18 protein-coding genes and 1 pseudogene are annotated in these 18781 nt (G+C 65.5%); 13 read left to right on the forward strand and 6 right to left on the reverse strand.

The genetic code is table 11. From position 1 onward, the window contains the following. Window positions 1-110 precede the first annotated feature (110 nt). Entirely contained in the window at window positions 111-809 is a 699-nt protein-coding gene (locus ABFY71_RS06910; RefSeq protein WP_347945279.1) for a class I SAM-dependent methyltransferase, read from the forward strand. 45 nt (window positions 810-854) lie between these two features. On the opposite strand, the gene ABFY71_RS06915 is transcribed toward ABFY71_RS06910, so the two are convergent. After that, a complete protein-coding gene (locus ABFY71_RS06915) occupies window positions 855-1271 on the reverse strand; it encodes a MerR family transcriptional regulator (RefSeq protein WP_347945280.1) in 417 nt (138 codons plus the stop codon). Window positions 1272-1381: 110 nt separating this feature from the next. On the opposite strand from ABFY71_RS06915, the gene ABFY71_RS06920 reads away from it, so the two are divergent. The 5 genes from ABFY71_RS06920 (at window position 1382) to ABFY71_RS06940 (ending at window position 7434) form a co-directional block, all read left to right on the forward strand. Further along, on the forward strand, window positions 1382-1861 hold the full coding sequence (locus ABFY71_RS06920; RefSeq protein WP_347945282.1) for a DUF992 domain-containing protein: 480 nt from the start codon (window positions 1382-1384) through the stop codon (window positions 1859-1861). Between the two features lie 153 nt (window positions 1862-2014). Further along, the gene (locus tag ABFY71_RS06925) at window positions 2015-4168 is read left to right on the forward strand and encodes a heavy metal translocating P-type ATPase (protein ID WP_347945284.1); all 2154 of its coding nucleotides are present in this window, start codon (window positions 2015-2017) and stop codon (window positions 4166-4168) included. 122 nt (window positions 4169-4290) lie between these two features. Continuing rightward, the gene (locus tag ABFY71_RS06930) at window positions 4291-4923 is read left to right on the forward strand and encodes a Spy/CpxP family protein refolding chaperone (RefSeq protein ID WP_305582302.1); all 633 of its coding nucleotides are present in this window, start codon (window positions 4291-4293) and stop codon (window positions 4921-4923) included. A 194-nt stretch (window positions 4924-5117) separates the two neighbouring features. Further along, complete coding sequence (locus ABFY71_RS06935) at window positions 5118-6350, forward strand: aminotransferase class V-fold PLP-dependent enzyme (RefSeq protein ID WP_347945286.1); 1233 nt, start codon at window positions 5118-5120, stop codon at window positions 6348-6350. A 178-nt stretch (window positions 6351-6528) separates the two neighbouring features. Further along, window positions 6529-7434, forward strand: a complete 906-nt coding sequence (locus ABFY71_RS06940; protein WP_347945287.1) for a DMT family transporter — start codon at window positions 6529-6531, stop codon at window positions 7432-7434. A 9-nt stretch (window positions 7435-7443) separates the two neighbouring features. Here the strand turns inward: ABFY71_RS06940 and ABFY71_RS06945 are convergent, their stop codons facing one another. The 3 genes from ABFY71_RS06945 to ABFY71_RS06955 form a co-directional block, all read right to left on the reverse strand. After that, window positions 7444-7848, reverse strand: a complete 405-nt coding sequence (locus ABFY71_RS06945) for a DUF2147 domain-containing protein (RefSeq protein WP_347945288.1) — start codon at window positions 7846-7848, stop codon at window positions 7444-7446. After that, window positions 7845-8258, reverse strand: coding sequence for a DUF2147 domain-containing protein (locus ABFY71_RS06950; protein ID WP_347945289.1), 414 nt, complete (start codon window positions 8256-8258; stop codon window positions 7845-7847). Before ABFY71_RS06950 ends, ABFY71_RS06945 begins: the two co-directional genes overlap by 4 nt. A gap of 251 nt (window positions 8259-8509) precedes the next feature. Next, on the reverse strand, window positions 8510-8959 hold the full coding sequence (locus tag ABFY71_RS06955) for a GNAT family N-acetyltransferase (protein ID WP_305582313.1): 450 nt from the start codon (window positions 8957-8959) through the stop codon (window positions 8510-8512). 109 nt (window positions 8960-9068) lie between these two features. On the opposite strand from ABFY71_RS06955, the gene ABFY71_RS06960 reads away from it, so the two are divergent. The 3 genes from ABFY71_RS06960 (at window position 9069) to ABFY71_RS06970 (ending at window position 10935) form a co-directional block, all read left to right on the forward strand. Continuing rightward, complete coding sequence (locus tag ABFY71_RS06960; RefSeq protein WP_347945290.1) at window positions 9069-9668, forward strand: thymidine kinase; 600 nt, start codon at window positions 9069-9071, stop codon at window positions 9666-9668. A 50-nt stretch (window positions 9669-9718) separates the two neighbouring features. Beyond that, on the forward strand, window positions 9719-10051 hold the full coding sequence (locus ABFY71_RS06965) for an acyl-CoA thioesterase (RefSeq protein WP_347945331.1): 333 nt from the start codon (window positions 9719-9721) through the stop codon (window positions 10049-10051). 236 nt (window positions 10052-10287) lie between these two features. Continuing rightward, window positions 10288-10935 (forward strand): SH3 domain-containing protein, encoded by a 648-nt coding sequence (locus ABFY71_RS06970; RefSeq protein ID WP_347945291.1) that lies wholly within the window; start codon window positions 10288-10290, stop codon window positions 10933-10935. Between the two features lie 194 nt (window positions 10936-11129). On the opposite strand, the gene ABFY71_RS06975 is transcribed toward ABFY71_RS06970, so the two are convergent. Beyond that, window positions 11130-11342 carry a cold-shock protein gene (locus ABFY71_RS06975; RefSeq protein WP_137152574.1) on the reverse strand — a complete coding sequence of 71 codons (213 nt, stop codon included), beginning with the start codon at window positions 11340-11342 and terminating at the stop codon, window positions 11130-11132. 274 nt (window positions 11343-11616) lie between these two features. After that, window positions 11617-11985, reverse strand: a complete 369-nt coding sequence (locus tag ABFY71_RS06980; protein ID WP_347945292.1) for a response regulator — start codon at window positions 11983-11985, stop codon at window positions 11617-11619. Window positions 11986-12259: 274 nt separating this feature from the next. Here ABFY71_RS06980 and ABFY71_RS06985 point away from each other — a divergent pair, with 274 nt between their 5' ends. The 4 genes and pseudogenes from ABFY71_RS06985 to ABFY71_RS07000 all read left to right on the forward strand — a co-directional run bounded on the left by ABFY71_RS06985 (window position 12260) and on the right by ABFY71_RS07000 (window position 18395). Continuing rightward, window positions 12260-12607, forward strand: coding sequence for a YciI family protein (locus ABFY71_RS06985; protein ID WP_347945293.1), 348 nt, complete (start codon window positions 12260-12262; stop codon window positions 12605-12607). A gap of 123 nt (window positions 12608-12730) precedes the next feature. Beyond that, entirely contained in the window at window positions 12731-14575 is a 1845-nt protein-coding gene (locus ABFY71_RS06990) for a heavy metal translocating P-type ATPase (RefSeq protein WP_347945294.1), read from the forward strand. Between the two features lie 191 nt (window positions 14576-14766). Further along, window positions 14767-15030: pseudogene (locus tag ABFY71_RS06995) on the forward strand (hypothetical protein); the annotation flags it as partial. Window positions 15031-15155: 125 nt separating this feature from the next. Continuing rightward, entirely contained in the window at window positions 15156-18395 is a 3240-nt protein-coding gene (locus ABFY71_RS07000; RefSeq protein ID WP_347945295.1) for a class I SAM-dependent DNA methyltransferase, read from the forward strand. Window positions 18396-18781: the final 386 nt, after the last annotated feature.

Genomic DNA, 18781 nt, shown 5'->3' on the forward strand with positions numbered 1-18781 from the left:
ACCACACCACACTGCAGGCGGCGCTTTCGGGCGCTGCCCTTTTTGTTGCCACCAGCGCGCAACCGAAATCAGCCTTGACAGTCCAAGGCTGCGCCAAGCACTTAAGGGGCATGAGCAAGAAACCCGCTTCGCCCCACCGGCCCGCCAGCAGTACCGCTTTTAACGCGAACCATGCCAGGACCTATGCCGAGGGCGCGGCCAGACAGGTCCCCGGCCTGGCCGGACTGCATCGCATGATCTCGATGCTGCTGGCCGAGCGCGTGCCCGAACACGGGCGGATTCTGGTGCTGGGCGCCGGCGGCGGTCTCGAACTCAAGGCATTGGCCGACGATCATGCCGGGTGGTCCTTTGCTGGCATTGATCCTTCCGCCGACATGCTGCGCAGTGCCGAACACCTCACGGCCCAGCACGCGGACCGCATCGCGCTGCAAGAAGGCTATATCGACACCGCACCAAAGGGGCCGTTCGACGGCGCCGTCTGTCTGCTCACCCTGCACTTTGTGCCGCGCGAGCAACGCTTCGAAACCCTGCTGCAGCTCCATGCCCGCCTGCTGCCCGGCGCGCCGCTGGTCCTCGCCCATATCAGCTTTCCCCAGACCGAGCCGGAACGCTCGCAATGGATTGCCCGCCACCTCGCCTTTGCCGATACCGCCCCGGCCAATGTGGAGCAGGCAAAGCAGGCCATCGCCAGCAAGCTCTGTATCCTGTCGCCCGAGGACGACGAAGCCATGCTGCGCGAGACCGGATTTTCCGATGTGACCCTGTTCTATGCCGGACTGACCATCCGCGGCTGGGTAAGCTACGCCTGACGCGGGACTGAGGCGATCGCGCCGTCCCGTCGCCACGCGTCGTGCCTAGTGCTCACTGAGGCACTGGCTGTGATCGGCCAGCGCCTCGATGATCCGGCAATCGCACACCCGGCCATGCCCGCACTCCTCCACCATCCGGCTGAGCTCGCTCTTGAGCGCGGTCAGGCTGGCAATGCGCCGCTCGATCTCCTTGAGGTGGTTCTGCGCAATGCTGTCGACCTGATGGCAAGATGACTGCGGCTGCGCTGCCATGCCCAGCAGCTCGCGGATATCTTCGATCTCAAAGCCCAGCTCGCGCGAATGGCGAATGAACCGCAGCCGTTCGACCTCGGTTTTGCCATACAGCCGCCGATTGCCCTCGCTGCGCGGCGCCTCCGGCAGCAGACCGATCTGCTCGTAATAGCGAATGGTCGGGACCTTGACGTCCGTCTGGCGTGACAGCTCTCCGATGGGAAAGGCCATGATATTCCTCACTGCCGCAACTGCGGCCTATTTGTCGCTATCGGCTAGGACCGAGCGCCTGGCGGAACCTGCAGCAGGCCCACGAGTTGAGCCTGCCTAGGAGTACGCAAATGAAACTGATGTCCGCAACCATACTCGCTGCCACTGCCCTGCTGTCGAGCGCGGCCTATGCCCAGGAAAATGTCGAAATCGGCCGACTGGAATGCACGGTCGAGGGCGGCATTGGCCTGATCCTCGGCTCGTCCAAGGACGCCATCTGCAGCTATTACGATGCCGAGGCCAGCGAACCCACCGAAGTCTATTACGGTACGGTCAACAAGGTCGGCCTTGATATCGGCTTCACCGAGGAATCGGTGATCCAGTGGCTGGTGCTTGCCCCCAGCACCGATGCCTATGCGCCCGGCTCGCTGGCTGGCGAATATGTCGGCGTCAGCGCTGAAGCGTCGATGGGCCTGGGCGTCGGCGCCAATGCCCTGGTCGGTGGCTCCAGCGAGGGCTTCATGCTGCAGCCGCTCAGCGTGCAGGGCCAGACCGGCATCAATGTCGCTGTCGGCATCACCGGCTTCCAGTTGCGCACCCCCACGCAATAACAGCCCGGCGATAACCGCCAGTGTCATAGGCAACGCGCTGTCCTCCGGGGCGGCGCGTTGTCGCGTTCTGGCGCGACGCCTGTCCATATTTCGCTTGCTCCTCTAGTGGCTAGAGAAGCTAGCATGCCTATATCAAGAGCGGAAGGATGCGGCATGGCTGACACAATCAAGACGAAATACCGGGTCGGCGGCATGGATTGTGGCGCTTGCGCCCTTAAGATCGAGACTGCCGTCAGCCGCATTCCGGGCGTTTCCGAGGTTGGCGCCAGCTACACTGCCGGCACCCTCAATGTCGTGCATGACGATGTTTCCTTCGCCGCCATCCAGCAGGCCATCAAGCCGCTCGGCTATGAACTGGTCGAAGATGGCGCCGCGCCGCGCCTGCCGGCGGGTGACCCCGGCCATGCCGGTGGCGCCGCGCATGACCATTTCGAGCTCGGCGACGGCCCGTGGTGGAAAACCCCCAAGGCCCTGTTGGCCCTGTCCTGCGGCACCGCGCTGCTGGCTGCCTATCTGGTCGGCCTGTTCATTCCGTCCATCGGGCACGAGGCCTTTCTGCTCGCCTTGCTGGTGGGTCTGATTCCCATCGGCCGCCGCGCCATTGCCGGCGCCAGGGCCGGCTCGCCCTTTTCCATCGAAACGCTGATGAGCATTGCCGCCATCGGTGCGGTCTTCATCGGCGCCACCGAAGAAGCTGCCATGGTGGTGCTGCTGTTCCTGGTCGGCGAATTGCTCGAAGGCGTCGCCGCCAGCCGCGCCCGCGCCTCGATCAAGGGCCTGGCCGATCTGGTGCCCAAGACCGCCTTTCTGATTGAAGGTGACAGCACCACCGAAGTCCCTGCCGCCAGCCTGGCGCTCAACGCCATCATCATGGTCCGCCCCGGCGACCGCATCCCTGCCGATGGCGAGATCATTGCCGGCCACAGCGCCATCGACGAGGCCCCGGTCACCGGCGAAAGCGTGCCCACCAGCAAGCAGCCCGGCGATACCGTGTTCGCCGGCACCATCAATACCGATGCCGTGCTGCAGATCCGCGTCACCGCCACGGCCAGCGACAACACCATTTCGCGCATCGTGCAGCTGGTCGAGGAGGCCCAGGAATCCAAGGCCCCCACCGCCCGCTTCATTGACCGCTTTTCGCGCTACTATACCCCCGGCGTTCTCGTCGTCGGCGCGCTCGTCGCCATGGTGCCGCCCTTGCTGCTGGGCCAGCCCTGGGACCAGTGGATCTACAAGGGCCTGGCCGTCCTGCTCATTGGCTGCCCCTGCGCCCTGGTGATCTCCACCCCCGCCGCCATTGCCGCCGCTCTATCGGCTGGCGCCCGTCGCGGCCTACTGCTCAAGGGCGGCGCCGTGCTCGAAGGCCTGCGCACCATCACCACCGTCGCGCTCGACAAGACCGGCACGTTGACCGAAGGCAAGCCCAGGCTGACCGACATTGTGGCCCTCGGCCGGGATGAAGCCGACATCCTCTCGCTCGCCGCAGCATTGGAAACCGGCTCCAGCCATCCGCTCGCCCTGGCCATTCTCGCCCGCGCGGGCGCCGACAAGGTCCCGGTTCCGCCTGCTGCTGCCGCCCGCGCCATTGCCGGCAAGGGGGTCGCCGGCACGGTCGGCGGCGCCGAGTACTTCCTGTTCTCCGCCAGCGCCGCCGCCGAGCAACTGACCCTTGCGCCCGAGCCGCGCGCGCGCATCGATGCCCTCACCGATCAGGGCAAGACCGTCTCGCTATTGCTGACCGACAGCACCCTTATCGGCATCCTCGCCATGCGCGACGAGCCCCGGGCCGACGCCAGATCAGGCATTGACGCCCTCAAGGCCATCAACATTGACGTCATCATGCTGACCGGCGATAACGCCCGCACCGCTGCGGCAATCGGCGCCGATCTCGGCATAGCTGTCCGCGCCGGCCTCCTGCCGCAGGACAAGCAGGCCATCGTCCGCGAGCTGCAGGCGCAGGGCCAGATCGTCGCCAAGATCGGCGACGGCATCAATGACGCGCCGGCCCTGGCCGCGGCCGATATCGGCATCGCCATGGGCGGCGGCACCGATGTGGCGCTGGAAACCGCCGACGCTGCCATCCTGCATGGCCGCGTCACCGACATCGCCGCCATGATCGGCCTGTCCAACGCCACCATGGCCAATATCTGGCAGAACATCGCGGTCTCGCTCGGGCTCAAGGCGGTGTTCCTTGTCACCACCATCGTCGGCATAACCGGCCTCTGGCCCGCCATCCTCGCCGATACCGGCGCCACCGTCCTCGTCACCCTCAACGCCATGCGCCTGCTCGCCTGGCGCCCGCGCTGATCGGGGCCACCTTACCAAGGTGGCAAACTGTTCATGCAGCCGCAAGGTCGCGAAGAGGCAGCACGCTGTAGGTTCCTTTCAGACCGGACAAGTTTCGGCTCCCATGCAAAGGAAAACTCGTGATGAAGACCCTCCAGACCACAGCCATCATCGCTCTGACGACCGCCGCTCTCGGCCTTTCCGCCATCGCGCCTTCATTCGCCCAGACTGCCGCACCCACCGCACCTGCTGCCCAGGAACAGTTTCAGGGCAAGGGCAATATGGGCCAGCGCCAGGATGCTGGGCAGCGCCATGGTGGGCAGCGCGGCATGGGTGGCATGATCGGCTTTGAGCGCGGTGCCGAAGGCATTGAAATCGCCCTCGTCCGCCTCAGCCACGCCATCGACATGACCGCTGACCAGCAGGCGCTGTATGATACCCTCAAGACCGACGCGCTGGCGGCCGCCAATAGCTTCTCGACCGCCGTCGACGGCCTGCGCCCCGCCGCGCCGGCTGCCGGAACAGCAGCTGAACGTCCCGACATGGGCGAAGCCTTCACCAACCGCATTGCCTTCGAGAAGGCAAGGCTCGCTGCCCTTGAAGCCGTGCAGCCATCGCTGACCGCTTTCTTTGACAGCCTCACCGATGAGCAGAAGACCAGTCTGATGCCCCAGCGCGGCGAGCGGGGCGGCATGGGCCAGAAGGGCCAAATGGGCCAGATGGGCAATTCCGGCCAGTACGAACAGGGCCATCGCGGTCAGCGCCAGGGCCGCTGACTCCGTTCAGATCGGCTGCAGGCCCAACTTCGGGCGGGTTCTGCGGCCGGCCACGGCGATCTCCGGTATCCGGGTATCGCACCACGCCGCGGCTCCCCCGGGCCGTGGACGAGAACCCCGGCTCTCAACAGCCGGGGTTTGCTTTTGTCGGGGCTTGCTCTACCAATCGGACACCCTCCGATTGGACCCTTCCCATGACCGCCCTGCCCCTTGATCCGGCCCGTATCCGCGCCCAGTTCCCTGCCTTTGCCGAGCCATCACTGCAGGGTCAGGCCTTTTTCGAGAACGCCGGCGGCGCCTACACCGCCAATGCCGTGCTCACCCGGCTTGACCATTACTATCGCGCCACCAAGCTGCAGCCCTATGGCGTCTACCCGGCCTCCCAGGCCGCCGGCGCGGCAATGGATCTGAGCTATGCCCGCATCGCCCAGGCGCTGAACGTGTCCAGCGACGGGATCCATTTCGGCCCCTCCTCCTCGGCCAATACCTATGTGCTGGGCAAGGCCTTCGGCGAATACCTCAAGCCTGGCGACGCCATCATCGTCACCAATCAGGACCACGAGGCCAATACCGGCGCCTGGCGCAAACTCGCCGGCCTGGGCATCGAGGTGCGCCAATGGGCCGTCGACGGCCAGACCGGCCGCCTGTCGCTGGACGCGCTCGACGCCCTGCTCGACGCAAAAGTCCGCTTCGTCGCCGCCCCGCACTGCTCCAATGTCGTCGGCGAAATCAATCCGGTGGCCGAGATTGCCGCCCGCGCCAGGGCCGTCGGCGCCCTCACCATCATCGATGGCGTCAGCTACGCCCCCCATGGCCTGCCCGATCTGGCCGCGCTGGGCGTCGATATCTATTTCTTCTCCGCCTACAAGGTGTTTGGCCCCCATCAGGGGATCATGGCAGTGCGGCCAGACCTCGCCATGGCGCTGCCCAATCAGGGCCATTTCTTCAACGACGCCAAGCTGCGCTATCGCCTCACCCCCGCCGGTCCCGACCACGCCCAGATCGCGGCGGCTGCCAGCATTGCCGATTATCTCGAAACCGTCGCCGAAATCGCCGGCGACAGCGTTGCGGGCGCCGATCCATTCCGCCGCGCCCACGCCGCCATGCGCGCCCAGGAAATCGCCCTTGCCGCGCCTTTGCTGGATTATCTGCAGCGCAAGAACAGCGCCCGCCTGATCGGCCCGGCCGACCCCGCCCTGCGCGCGCCCACCATCGCGCTGGCTCTGGACGAACCGGGCGGCGCTGTCGCGGCCCGGCTGGCCAGGCACGGCATCATGGCCGGTGGCGGGCATTTCTATGCCTGGCGCCTGCTCGAAGCGCTCGGCATCGACCCCAATCACGGCGTCCTGCGCCTCTCTTTCACCCACTACACCACGCCCGAAGAGATCGACCAGCTCATCGCGGCTTTGGATAGAGAGCTGAAGTAGCAAGACAGCCTTGCCCCAACCACCGGGCAACACCTCCCCCTTGACGGGGGAGGTTGGGAGGGGGTGCGAGAGCCCCGATACCGCGGCTATCCGTCCCCCTCCCTGACCCTCCCCGCAAGGGGGAGGGTGTCGACTGAATCTTCGGGCAGTAAGCCTTCCCCCCCATTGAGACCAAAAAATGTCCCGTCCCGTCGCCGCCCTGCTGCTCCTGATCTGCACCATGCTTTGGGGCCTGGCCTTCATCGCCCAGAAATCGGCCATGGATTCCATGGGCCCGCTGACTTTTTCCGGCCTGCGCTACCTGATTGGCGGCCTCGCCGTCTTGCCCCTGGCTTTGCTTGAGCGCCGCAGGCGCCCCGCCCCCCTCACCACGAACCATTGGTGGCTGATCGGCGCCGTCAGCCTGGTTTTCTTTCTCGGCTCGGCCCTGCAGCAGTTCGGGCTGATCACCACCACCGTCACCAATGCCGGCTTCCTGACCGGTCTCTACGTCTTCTTCGTGCCGGTGCTGGGCTTCCTGATCTACCGCACCCGGCCGCACCCCATCATCTATGCCTGCGTGCCGCTGGCGCTGATCGGCATCTACTTCCTCAATGGCGGCGGCCTCGACAGCTTCAATACCGGCGACGGGCTGATGGTGATCGGCGCAGTGTTCTGGGCCCTGCACGTCATCCTGCTCGGCCAGGCGGCACGCCTCACCGGCCTGCCCATCTTCGTCTCCGCTGTCAGCTTTCTGCTGGCAGGCGCCTTCGCGCTGGGCTGTGCTTTCGTCTTCGAACAGCCCGACTTCAGCGCCCTGCAGTCCGGCTGGATGGAACTGGCCTATACCGGCCTGCTCTCGACCGCCGTGGCCTTCACCTTCCAGGCCATCGGCCAGCAATATGTGCCGCCCGCCAATGCCGCGATCATCCTGTCGGCCGAGAGCCTGTTTGCCGCCCTGGGTGGCGCCATCATCCTGGGCGAGCGCCTGCCGCCCATCGGCTATGCCGGCGCCGTGCTGATCTTTGTGGCCATCCTCGCCGTCGAAGCCCTGCCTCCGCTCTGGACCCGCCGCCGCACCCACATCCCGCGCAATACCAATTAGCGCGCGGCGCTACTCGGCGTAGCGAAACATCTGGTAGGTCTTGCAGATGATGCCCAGCACACAGCCTTGCAGGCTGATCTGGTCATCGCTGACCTGGGTGATCGTTCCGGCTGCCGACTGCCCATATAGGTGCAGGTCGCCCTTCCACGTGCCGGGCCCGCTCGGCTGCGCATGGTCGATCATCAGCGTATTGAGATAGGGCAGGTTCTCCGGGCTGTCGGCCCCATTGCCCAGCCAGATCAGCGTGCCGCACAGCGCCTGTCCGCTATCGCCACACAGTTCCACCCGGTAGCGCGAATCCTTCATCTCGATTTCCCAGATGCCGGCCGGCGACGCCGCCAGAACAGCCGGCACACTCAGCAGCCCAACCAGTCCGACCATCGTCGCGCGCGCAAATCCTGTCACGGCGGTCATTCGCTGACCTTGAACATCTGATAGGTCTTGCACACCACCAGGAACGCACAGCCCTGCAGCGTCATCTGCGTCTCGCTGCGCTGGGTGATGGTGCCGTTGATCTTGTGACCGAGCAATTGCATGTCGCCCTTCCAGCGGTTGGGGCCCGTCTGCTTGATCGCGCTGGCCACCGGCGAATTGAGAAACCGCTCATACTGCTTGTTGTAGTCAACGTCGGACAGCCAGACCAGCGTGCCGCACAATTGCGTGCCGTCGCCGCACAGCTGCAGCGCGATGCGCGTGTCGCGGCTGTCGAGTTCCCACACCCCGTTGGGCGAGGCAATGGCCGCCCCGGCTCCCCCGGCCAACATCACCAGTCCAGCCGCCATGGCGAACATCTTGCGCATCATCGTCAGTCTCCCGATCAGCATTATTCTGCTTCCACAGTGGTTTTTCCAGCCTGAACGCCGCCTGAACAGCCGCGTCACGACACTGTCATGCACCCCCCATAAGCTCATACATGTTCCCGGCCCTGCCCCACACGGCCCGGACTGCCGCGCCCCACGTCCCCAACGTCGCGCCCGGCATTTTGCAGAGCTCGGCCGCCAACCCCGGCTCTTGCACCCCTGCCGATGAGATCGGCTCAGGTCGCCCCTCGTGGCGGCCTCTTTTTTTGCCGCCGCTAGGCGCGCTCCATCACAATGGTGCGCACCAGCGTGCCCATTTCCGAGCCCGCGTGTTCAGCAGCTTCCAGCCAGCCCCGCGCCAGATAGAAAGCGCGCGCCCGGCTATTGAAGGCCCGCACCTCCAGCTGCCGCGCCCCTTCCGCCTCGGCTGCATCCATCAGGGCCCGCCCCACGCCCGTGCCGATGGCCCAGCTGTCGACATGAATGGCATGCAGCCAGGCGCCATCCAGATGATACATCCCCACCACCACGCCGCCGCGTTCGGCCACCTTGAAGGCCTCGATGCACCCATCCACATAACCAGCCGCCGGCTGCTCAGCTTCATAGCGCGCCAGGGCGGGGCCATCCAGGTGCGGCCCCCAATGGGTGCGCCAGGACCGGTCCAGCAGATGCTTGAGCGCCGCCGCATCGGCCTGACGCGCAGCGCGAATGGTGATATCGGACATAGTGGCCTCGCAATGAACTGTTGATGTTTGGCTTGCACGCTTCTTGCGCGCGCGGGCACGGTCTATTGCCTAAGCCACCCCGTCGCAACTCGCGAGAACCGCGCCCCCAATGGCCAAGCTCTATTTCTCCTACGCCGCCATGAATGCCGGCAAGTCCACCCTGCTGCTGCAGGGCGCCTACAATTATCGCGAGCGCGGCATGCGCCCGCTGCTGTTCACCTCCGCCCTTTACGTCGAGGATGGCATTGGCCTGATCACCTCGCGCATCGGCATTGCCGAACCCGCCGAACTCTATGCCGGCGATGATGACCTTTATCAGGCAGTGCGCGAGCATCTCGAGGCCGGCAAGGTCGATTGCGTCTTCGTCGATGAGGCCCAGTTCCTCACCCCCGAACAGGTCTGGCAACTGGCCCGGGTCAGCGATCGCCTGAATATTCCGGTCATGTGCTTTGGCCTGCGCACCGATTTTCAGGGCAAGCTGTTTCCGGGCTCCGCCGAACTGCTTGCCATTGCCGACGTGTTGCGGGAAATTCGTACCATCTGCGCATGCGGCGCCAAGGCCACCATGGTGGTCCGCCAGAGCGCCGATGGCCGCGTGCTGGCCCAGGGGGAACAGGTGTCGATTGAAAAATCGGTCTATATCTCGCTGTGCCGCAAGCATTGGGAAGAAGCTATCGGCCGCTGGCCGGCGAAAGGACCTGCACATTGACCCCGACGTCCACTGAGCCCCATGGCGCCCTCACCATCCGCACCCTGGCCATGCCCGCCGATACCAATCCGGCTGGCGACATTTTTGGCGGCTGGGTGATGAGCCAGATGGATATTGCCGGCGCCATCGCCGCTGTGGAACGCGTCACCGGGCGCGTCGTCACCGTCGCGGTCGAGGCCATGACCTTCATTGCCCCGGTCAAGGTCGGCGATGTGCTCTGCGTCTACACCACCGTCGAGCGGATCGGCACCACCTCGATCACCATCGGCATCGAGGCCTGGGCCCGGCGCAATCGGGTGGATGCGCGCGTCAAGGTCACCGATGGGCGCTTCATCTATGTCTCGCTGAACGAGGATGGCACCAAGCGCCCCATCGCGGAGTGAGCCGGCGCTGCCCGGCCCTGCCGTTCAGCCAGGGTTCATCTGCGCTGTGTTGACTGAGACCATCAATCAGCCCGGCACCATTTGCCGACGGCTAAGTACCGACACCGACTCAACGAATTCGCCCGGCGGGGAACTTTCTGCTTCCCCTGTCCGTTTCTTCGGCAAATACTAAGTCTGCGCTCATCCAGCAGAAACCCGATTGTGGGCTGCGGCAGCGCGTGACGCGGAGGCATAAGATGAACCGATCTACCCGTAAGCTGCTGCTCAACATTGCCACCGGCGTGGCCGTGGCCGCCACTGCCGTCGTCGTCTTCCTGCCCGCCGCCTATGCGGCGCCCGGCACCGTCACCACCAATGTCAATGTGCGCTCCGGCCCCGGCACCAGCTATGGTGTGGTCGATACCGCGCGCCGTGGCGAGCGGGTTGACGTGCGCCAGTGCCAGGGCTCCTGGTGCTACATTGAAAAGTCCGGCCCCGATGGCTGGGTTTCGGCCAATTACCTGGCGACCGGCAGCGGCGGTGCGGTCCATCCGACGCAGCCCGGCATTTCCTTCGGCTTCCAGATCGGTGGCGACGGCGATGGCCCAACCATCAATTTCGGCATCGGCAACCAGCCCCAGCGCCCGATAATCCGGCCCGTCAACGACGAAGTCTGCTTCTTTGACCGCACCCGCTTCCGCGGCGACAGCTTCTGTCTCGAAGCCGGTCAGAGCAGCCGCGACCTCCGTGGCTGGGCCGACCGCATCTCCTCGATCGACAATCCCGACGGGCTGCGGGTTCAGGTCTGCTCGGACGCCAATTATCGCAACTGCCGCACCTATACCACCAGCGCCTCCTCGCTGGGCGGGTTCGACAATTACATCGTCTCCGTCCGCGTGCGCTGATCCCCCTATCCCCGAGACCCCAACAAGGCGCCCGCTTCGGCGGGCGCTTTTTTGTCCGTGCAGCGCTGCAGCGTTCCAACCACGCCCCCATCAAACAAAAAACGCCGCCCCGAGGGACGGCGTTTCAGGCAACAGACAGACCAAAGGCCACCGTGTTTTCAACATCACGGCGGCCTTCGGAATAGTCTGAAAGACTAGAGCAGGGTCAGGTTCGTAGCCGACACCTTGCCGTCACGGCCGGTCTCGAGCTCGTAGGTCACCTTGTCGTTTTCATACAGGCCCTGCAGGCCCGAACGCTGAACAGCGGAAACGTGAACGAAGGCATCCTTGCCGCCGTCTTCAGGCGAAATAAAGCCGAAGCCCTTGGTTGCGTTGAAGAACTTGACGGTACCAGTAATGGTGGACATAAATTTGTATCCTGATAGTAGGCTCGTGTCGCATGCGGACGAGCAGTTATCCGGTGGCAGCATGCCAGCGGGGAAAGCACGTTCGCACGAGAGAGAGGGTAGCCACGACCGGCGAACCGGGATCAGGGCAGCCGACTTAGGCTGAAAACGTATCGCTTTATCACAGGTAAATGTGGTCTTGGCAAGGCAATATCGCCGGACCCGCCACGCAGCCCGCCGGCAATCGCGCTGATCGCCACGCTCAGGCCAGCCATCGCAGCCGCCATCTGGCCGGTTAATCCAGGGCGGTCAGCTCGCGGAACGAGGCGACCACCTCGGCATGACGATAGGGCTTGGCATGAAACACGCTGCCATCGGGCAGATCGGTAATCTCCACCATGCGATGGCCCGAGGTCACCACGATCTTGACCGGCGGCCAGCGGTCGCGCACCGCCGCCGACAGCTTCAGCCCGTCCATCGAGCCGGGCATGTCGATATCGGTAAACAGGATCGTCACATCCGGATTGGTTTCCAGGATCCGGATCGCCGCGTCGGCATCGGCTGCCTCGATCACGGTAAAACCCTCGTCCTCGATCTGGCTGATCACGTCGAGGCGCACCAGCGCCTCGTCCTCGACCACAAGTACCACTGTGTTGGCTTTCATCACGGCGTCACTTCCATTTTGGCGGGTACTTGCACGTACCCGTCACACTGCAACTGCTGGCACGCCACAACGATCCCTCACGTTTTCATCATGGTGGAACTTATTGTCAATTGTGATCGCCCCCCGCGCCGCCATCGCCGGAGAAAAGCCCCCAGTTTCAGCCGGCCGGCGCGAAAATATCCTGCCCGGCTGTCGAAACCGCGCCGCCTCCCTCGTCTAGTCAGCAGACCGCGCCATCACAATCGGTCCCACCGCCAAGCTGGAGAAAGCCGCCATGAAATTCATGTGTACCGTCGTCGTCGACACCGACATTGCCGCCCGCCAGTCCGAGGCCGATTGGGCCCGCATCGGCCAATTGTCCAAAGCCTATGACCAGGCGCTGGTCGAGCGCGGCGTGTTCATTGCCGCCGAGGCCCTGGTCAGCGCCGATTCCGCCCGCACCGTGCGGGTGCGCAACGGCGACGCCATCATCACCGATGGCCCTTTCGCCGAATCCAAGGAGGTGCTGGCCGGCTTCATTCTGGTCGACGTTGCCGACGCCGATGCGGCCATGGAGATCGCCCGCCACATCCCCATGGCCACGCTCGGCGCCGTCGAGGTACGCCCGGTCATGCTGTTCTGACCATGCCGACCCGGACGCTGCCCCGGCGCCCCCCGCCTGATTGATTCAGGTCACACATCGATTGCCCCGCCTGTGCTAACCTTGGCGTCCGCGCCCTGTTGGCGCCGCCCAGGAGCCGCATCGATGTCCCGCCTGACAACCCTGCTGCAGCGCCATTACGACGCCGGCCTGCTGACCATTGCCCTGCTCGGTCTGGGCATCGGTACCGTGCTGTATTTCACCAGCGGCGCCGGCCCGGCCGATCTGGCCTGGACCTGGGGCACCGCTCCGGTGCTGGCCGGCCTGCTCTGGCAGATCGTGCGCTCCCTGCAGCGCGGCGATGTCGGCCTCGATATCGTGGCTGCCCTGTCCATGTCGGCCGCCCTGGCCTTTGGCGAGCCGCTGGCCGGCAATGTGGTGGCGCTGATGTATTCGGGCGGCCAGCTGCTGGAAACCTTTGCCGCCGGTCGCGCCCGCCAGGAAATGACCGCCCTGCTCGGCCGCGTCGCCCATTCGGCCATGCGCTACACCGACAGCACGCTTGAGGAGGTGCCCATCGCCGACATCATGCCCGGCGATCGCCTGCTGATCCGGCACGGCGAGGTGCTGCCCGTTGATGGCCATGTCGCCGGCAGCAAGGCCGAGCTCGACATGTCGGCGCTGACCGGCGAATCCATCCCGGTGCAGCTGGCCCCCGGCGCCGAAGCCCTCAGTGGCTCCACCCTGATGGGCGCGCCCTTTGATCTGCTGGTCAGCCGCCCGGCCGCCGAGAGTACCTATGCCGGCATTGTCCGCCTGGTCGAGGCGGCGCAGGACAGCAAGGCGCCGATGACGCGGCTGGCTGACCGCTATGCCATCTGGTTTCTCGTGCTCACCGTGGCCATGGCCGGCGCCGCCTGGGGCCTGACCATGGACCCGCTGCGCGCCCTCGCCGTCCTGGTGGTCGCCACCCCCTGCCCGCTCATCCTCGCCGTGCCCGTCGCCATCATTTCGGGCATGTCGCGCACCGCCCGCATCGGCGTGCTGGTCAAGCATGGCGGCATGCTCGAAGCCCTGGCCAAGGTAGAGACCGCCGTGCTCGACAAGACCGGCACCCTGACCGGCGGTCACCCCGAAGTCACCGATATCCGCACCATTGCCGGCGTCACCGCCGATCAGGTGCTGCGCACCGCCGCCAGCCTCGATCAGGCCTCCAGCCATGTGGTGGCCGCCGCGCTGGTGCAGGCCGCCAGTGCGGCCGGGCTGCGCCTCGCCACGCCCGGTGATGTGGTCGAAACCGCCGGCGAAGGCCTCATCGGCCAGGTCGACAGCCGCCCCACCCTGGTCGGCGGCCACGGCTTCGTCACCGACCAGTTGACCCAGGGCAGCTTTGCCGATCTGGCCACCGGCCTGCCGATTGACGCCATGACCGTGGCCGTGGCGGTCGACGGCCGCCCCTATGGCCTGATCGTGCTGCAGGATCGCGTCCGCGCCGATGCCGGCCAGTCGCTCGCTGCGCTGCGGGCGGCGGGCGTCAACCGCATCGTGCTGGCCTCCGGCGATCGCGGCGACATTGCCGAGGCGATCGGCGTCGAGCTGGGCGTCGACGCCGCCTTCGGCGATCTGCGCCCCGAGGACAAGCTGGCCCTGCTGCACCGCGAAGCCCTGCCCGAAGGGCTGGTGATGATGGTGGGCGATGGCGTCAACGACGCCCCCGCGCTGGCTGCCGCCGATGTCGGCGTCGCCATGGGCGCCCGCGGCGCCGCCGCCTCCTCCGAGGCCGCCGGCGTCGTGCTGCTGGTCGATGCCCTGGCGCCGCTGGCCAAAGCCATCACCATCGCCAGACGCACCCGCCGCATCGCGCTCGAAAGCGTCATCGTCGGCCTCGGCCTCTCGTTCGCCGCCATGATCGCCGCCGCCTTCGGCTACCTCCCCCCGGTCCAGGGCGCCCTGCTGCAGGAAGTCATCGACGTCATCGTCATCCTCAACGCCCTGCGCGCCCTGCGCTAACGCCCAGCCGCCCCTCCCAGCAGGAGCGGCCATCCGGCAACCAACCACCCCCCACCCCCGATCCCGTCCCTCCCCCTTCAGGGGGAGGCCAGGTGGGGGTCTCTCCGGGATCTCAACAGGCTCCGATATCGCGGTCTCTCCCCAACCGCATCCCCATCCCCTCTTCCCCTGCGCCCCCCTTTCCGGCAATAGTGCCCACAGGGGGATGCAAGCTCTTGAAGACACTTGATGAACTGATTGCCCAAGCCACCGCCTCCGGCGGCTCCGAGCGGGCCAATTATCAGCTCTTCATCTCGGGTCTGTGCACCGCGCTGGGCCTGCCCGCGCCGCTGATGAGCAGCGAGTTCAATCACCAGAACGACTATGTCTACGAGCGGAGCCTGGACTACCCCCACCCCGATGGCTCATCGACCAAGCTCTATGTCGATTGCTACAAGCGCGGCAGTTTCGTGCTCGAAGCCAAGCAATCCGCACGGCGCCAGGCACAGAACCCGCAGCAGACCGATATGTTCGGCTCCGAGGCCCAGAGAGCCGCAAGCTCGGCCACGCCAAGCGCGGCAGCGCCGGCTGGGACCGCGTCATGCGCTCGGCCTATCTGCAGGCGGTCGACTACACGCGACACCTGCCCGTGGAACATGGCTACCCGCCCTTCGTCATTCTGGTCGATGTCGGCCATGTCATCGAGCTCTATGCCGATTTCTCCGGCCAGGGCAAAAACTACGCGCAATTCCCCGATGCGCAGAGCTTCCGCATTTCCATGGACGATCTGCGCGACCCCGCCATTCAGGCCCGCCTCAAGGCGGTCTGGACCGATCCGCATAGTCTCGATCCGGCCAAAAAGTCCGCCGAAGTCACCCGCGACATCGCCGGACGGCTCGCCAAGATCGCCAAGAACCTTGAAGGCAAGCACGACGCCCGCGACGTCGCCGAATTCCTCATGCGCTGCCTGTTCACCATGTTCGCCGAGGATGTCGGTCTGCTGCCCGAAAAGCTGATGGTCGAGCTGCTGGGCAAGCTGGTCGACAATCCCGCCGCCTTCCCGCTGGCCATGGAAAGCCTGTGGCAGACCATGAATACTGGCGGCTTCGAGCCTCATTCCATGGCCAGCCTGAAGCATTTCAATGGCGGCCTGTTTGCCAATCCCAAGGCGCTGCCGCTGGCGCCCGAGGACATTCACGAGCTCCTCGTCGCGGCAAGGCAGGATTGGCGCGATGTCGAACCGGCCATTTTCGGCACCCTGCTGGAGCGCGCGCTGGATTCCCGCGAGCGCAGCAAGCTGGGTGCCCACTACACGCCCCGCGCCTATGTCGAGCGCCTCGTCGTCCCCACCATCATCGAGCCGCTGCGCGACCAGTGGAGCAAGGCGCAGGGCAATATCGAAGAGGCGCTCAAAGTCGGCAATGCCGCCAGGGCGCTGGCCGAAGCCAAGGCGTTTCACCACGAACTCTGCACCGTGCGCGTGCTCGATCCAGCCTGCGGCACCGGCAATTTTCTCTATGTCTCGCTCGAACTGATGAAAAAGCTGGAGGGCGAAGTCCTCGCCGCCATTGACGGGCTGGGCGAAGATCAGTCCCGCCTGATGATGGAAGGCGAGACCGTCAATCCGCGCCAGTTCTACGGCCTCGAACTCAACCCCCGCGCCGTGCCGATTGCCGATCTGGTGCTGTGGATCGGCTATCTCAAATGGCAGTTGCGCACCGCTGGCCTCAACGCCATTTCCGAGCCCGTGCTGCACGCCTATGGCACCATCCGCCAGCAGGATGCCATTCTGGCCTATGACAGTCAGGATCTGGTGCGCGACGAGCACGGCGCGCCTGTCACCCGCTGGGACGGCGTGACCCGCATCGCCCATCCCATCACCGGCGAACTGGTACCCGATCCGCAGGCCCGCATCGAACTCTACCACTACCGCAACCCGCGCCCCGCGCCCTGGCCCGAGGTCGAATTCATCGTCGGCAACCCGCCCTTCATCGGCGGCAAGGACATGCGCGCCGAGTTGGGCGATGGCTATGCCGAGGCCGTCTGGAAAACCCGCCCCAAGGTGCCCGGCGGCGCCGACTTCGTCATGCACTTCTGGGATGCTGCCGCCGAGCGCCTCTTGCGCAAATCGACCAAGGCCAATCCCAATCCGCTGCGCCGCTTCGGCTTCATCACCACCAATTCCATCACCCAGACCTTTTCGCGCCGCGTCATCGAACGCCACATGGCCGCCAAGCTGCCGCTCTCGCTGGTCTTCGCGGTGCCCGACCATCCCTGGATGAAGGCCAGCGACAAGGCCGCCGTGCGCATTGCCATGACGGTTGCCCAGGCCGGTGAGCGCGAGGGCGTGCTGGCGACTGTCATCAGCGAAAAGGGGCTGGACACCGACGCGCCGCAGGTGACGCTAGAGACGCGCGAGGGCAAGGTTCGGGCGGATTTGATCCTTGGCGCCGATCTGGCCTCAGCTAAAGCGCTGATGGCAAATGAAGCGATTTCTAGCCGGGGCGTTTCTCTGCATGGCGCGGGCTTCATCGTCACGTTGCAGCGGGCCAAACAGCTCGGGCTTGGCAGCGTGCCCGGGCTCGAACAATTCATCGTGCCCTATCGCAATGGCCGCGACCTCGCGGATCGGCCACGTAATGTAATGGTCATCGATCTGTTCCCGTTGCCAATTGCAGAGGTGCAAACGCGGTTCCCGGCCGTCTATCAGCATGTCGCGGAGACGGTGAAGCCGGAACGCGACGACAATAACCGTGATACCTACCGCGATAACTGGTGGATATTTGGCGAGCCCCGCCGCGAACTGCGCCCCGTTCTGGCGCCGCTTTCTCGCTACATCACCACCATCGAAACCGCCAAGCACCGCTTCTTCCAGTTTCTCGATGCATCTATCCGCCCCGACAACATGCTGGTCAACATCGGGCTCGATAGCCCCGCTGCCTTGGCTGCCCTGTCATCGAGCCTGCATGTGGTTTGGATGCTGGCAATAGGAGGCACTCTGGAGGATCGTCCGCGCTACAACAAATCGAAGGTTCTCGATCCCTTCCCCTTCCCCGACCTGTCGGAAAATCCCGTCATCCAATCCCGCCTCGCCACCCTTGGCGAACGCCTCGATGCCTTCCGCAAGGAACGCCTTGCCGCCCATGATTTCCTGACCATGACCGGGCTCTACAACAGCCTCGAACGGGTCCGCGAACTGGAATGGAAAGCCGGCCCCGGTCGCGCCGAGGACAGCGCCGCCAATATCGAGCCGCTCAGCGTCAAGGAACGCGATGCCTATGAGGCCGGCCACATCGCCATCCTCAAGGATATCCACGACGAAATCGACACCCTGGTCTTTGCCGCCTATGGCTGGGCCGATCTGGCCCCGCGTCTGGTCGGCCTGCCCGGCGCCACCACGCCAAGCCAATACAAGACCGCCGATCAGCTCGCCGCCGAGGAAGAACTGCTGACCCGCCTCGTCGCCCTCAATCAGGCGCGCGCCGCCGAGGAGGCGCGCGGTCTCGTCCGCTGGCTGCGCCCCGACTATCAAATTCCAAAACTCGGCCACAAGATCGCCCGCCCCGATGGCGTGCAGACCGAGGCCGATCTGGCCATCATCCCCGGCAGCGACAAGCCGACCTGGCCGAGCAATGACAATGAGCAGATTTCCGTCCTCGTCGACGTGCTCCGCAAGGCCGCCGCCCCCGTGCCCCCCGAAGCCCTCGCCATGGCCTTTGACGGTCGCAATACACCCAAGCGCCGCGACCGCATCGCCAACCTGTTAGAAACACTCACCACCATCGGCCTGGCCCGCACCGGCCAGCTCGACGGCCAGACCCGCTACTTCATCCCCCGCTGACCGACCCCCACCCACCCCTGAGCGGGTACGGGCAACCCCATGCCTGCCCCCAAATCCCGCCCCACCCACCGCGCGGTCCCTCCCCCTTCAGGGGGAGGCCAGGTGGGGGTGCCCCCTTTCAGGGGTAGCCCCGTGCCTGCCCCAGATCCCGCCCCCCCCACCGCGCGGTCCCTCCCCCTTCAGGGGGAGGCTAGGTGGGGCGCCCATTCACTGCTGCCACGCCCTGTCAGCAGCCCGGTTCCATCGCCGCGCGATTGCGACTAGGTTTGGCCCCTCATTGCATCTGCGCGCGCTGCTCCCCATCTGAGTCGCACCCCCGACCCCTGGTGTTTGTTCATGGCCGACAAATCTGCCCGCCCCGGCAAAGCTGATTTTTCCATCGACGA

It is taken from the genome of Devosia alba (assembly GCF_039938915.1).
In the GTDB taxonomy this organism is placed as follows: domain Bacteria; phylum Pseudomonadota; class Alphaproteobacteria; order Rhizobiales; family Devosiaceae; genus Devosia; species Devosia alba.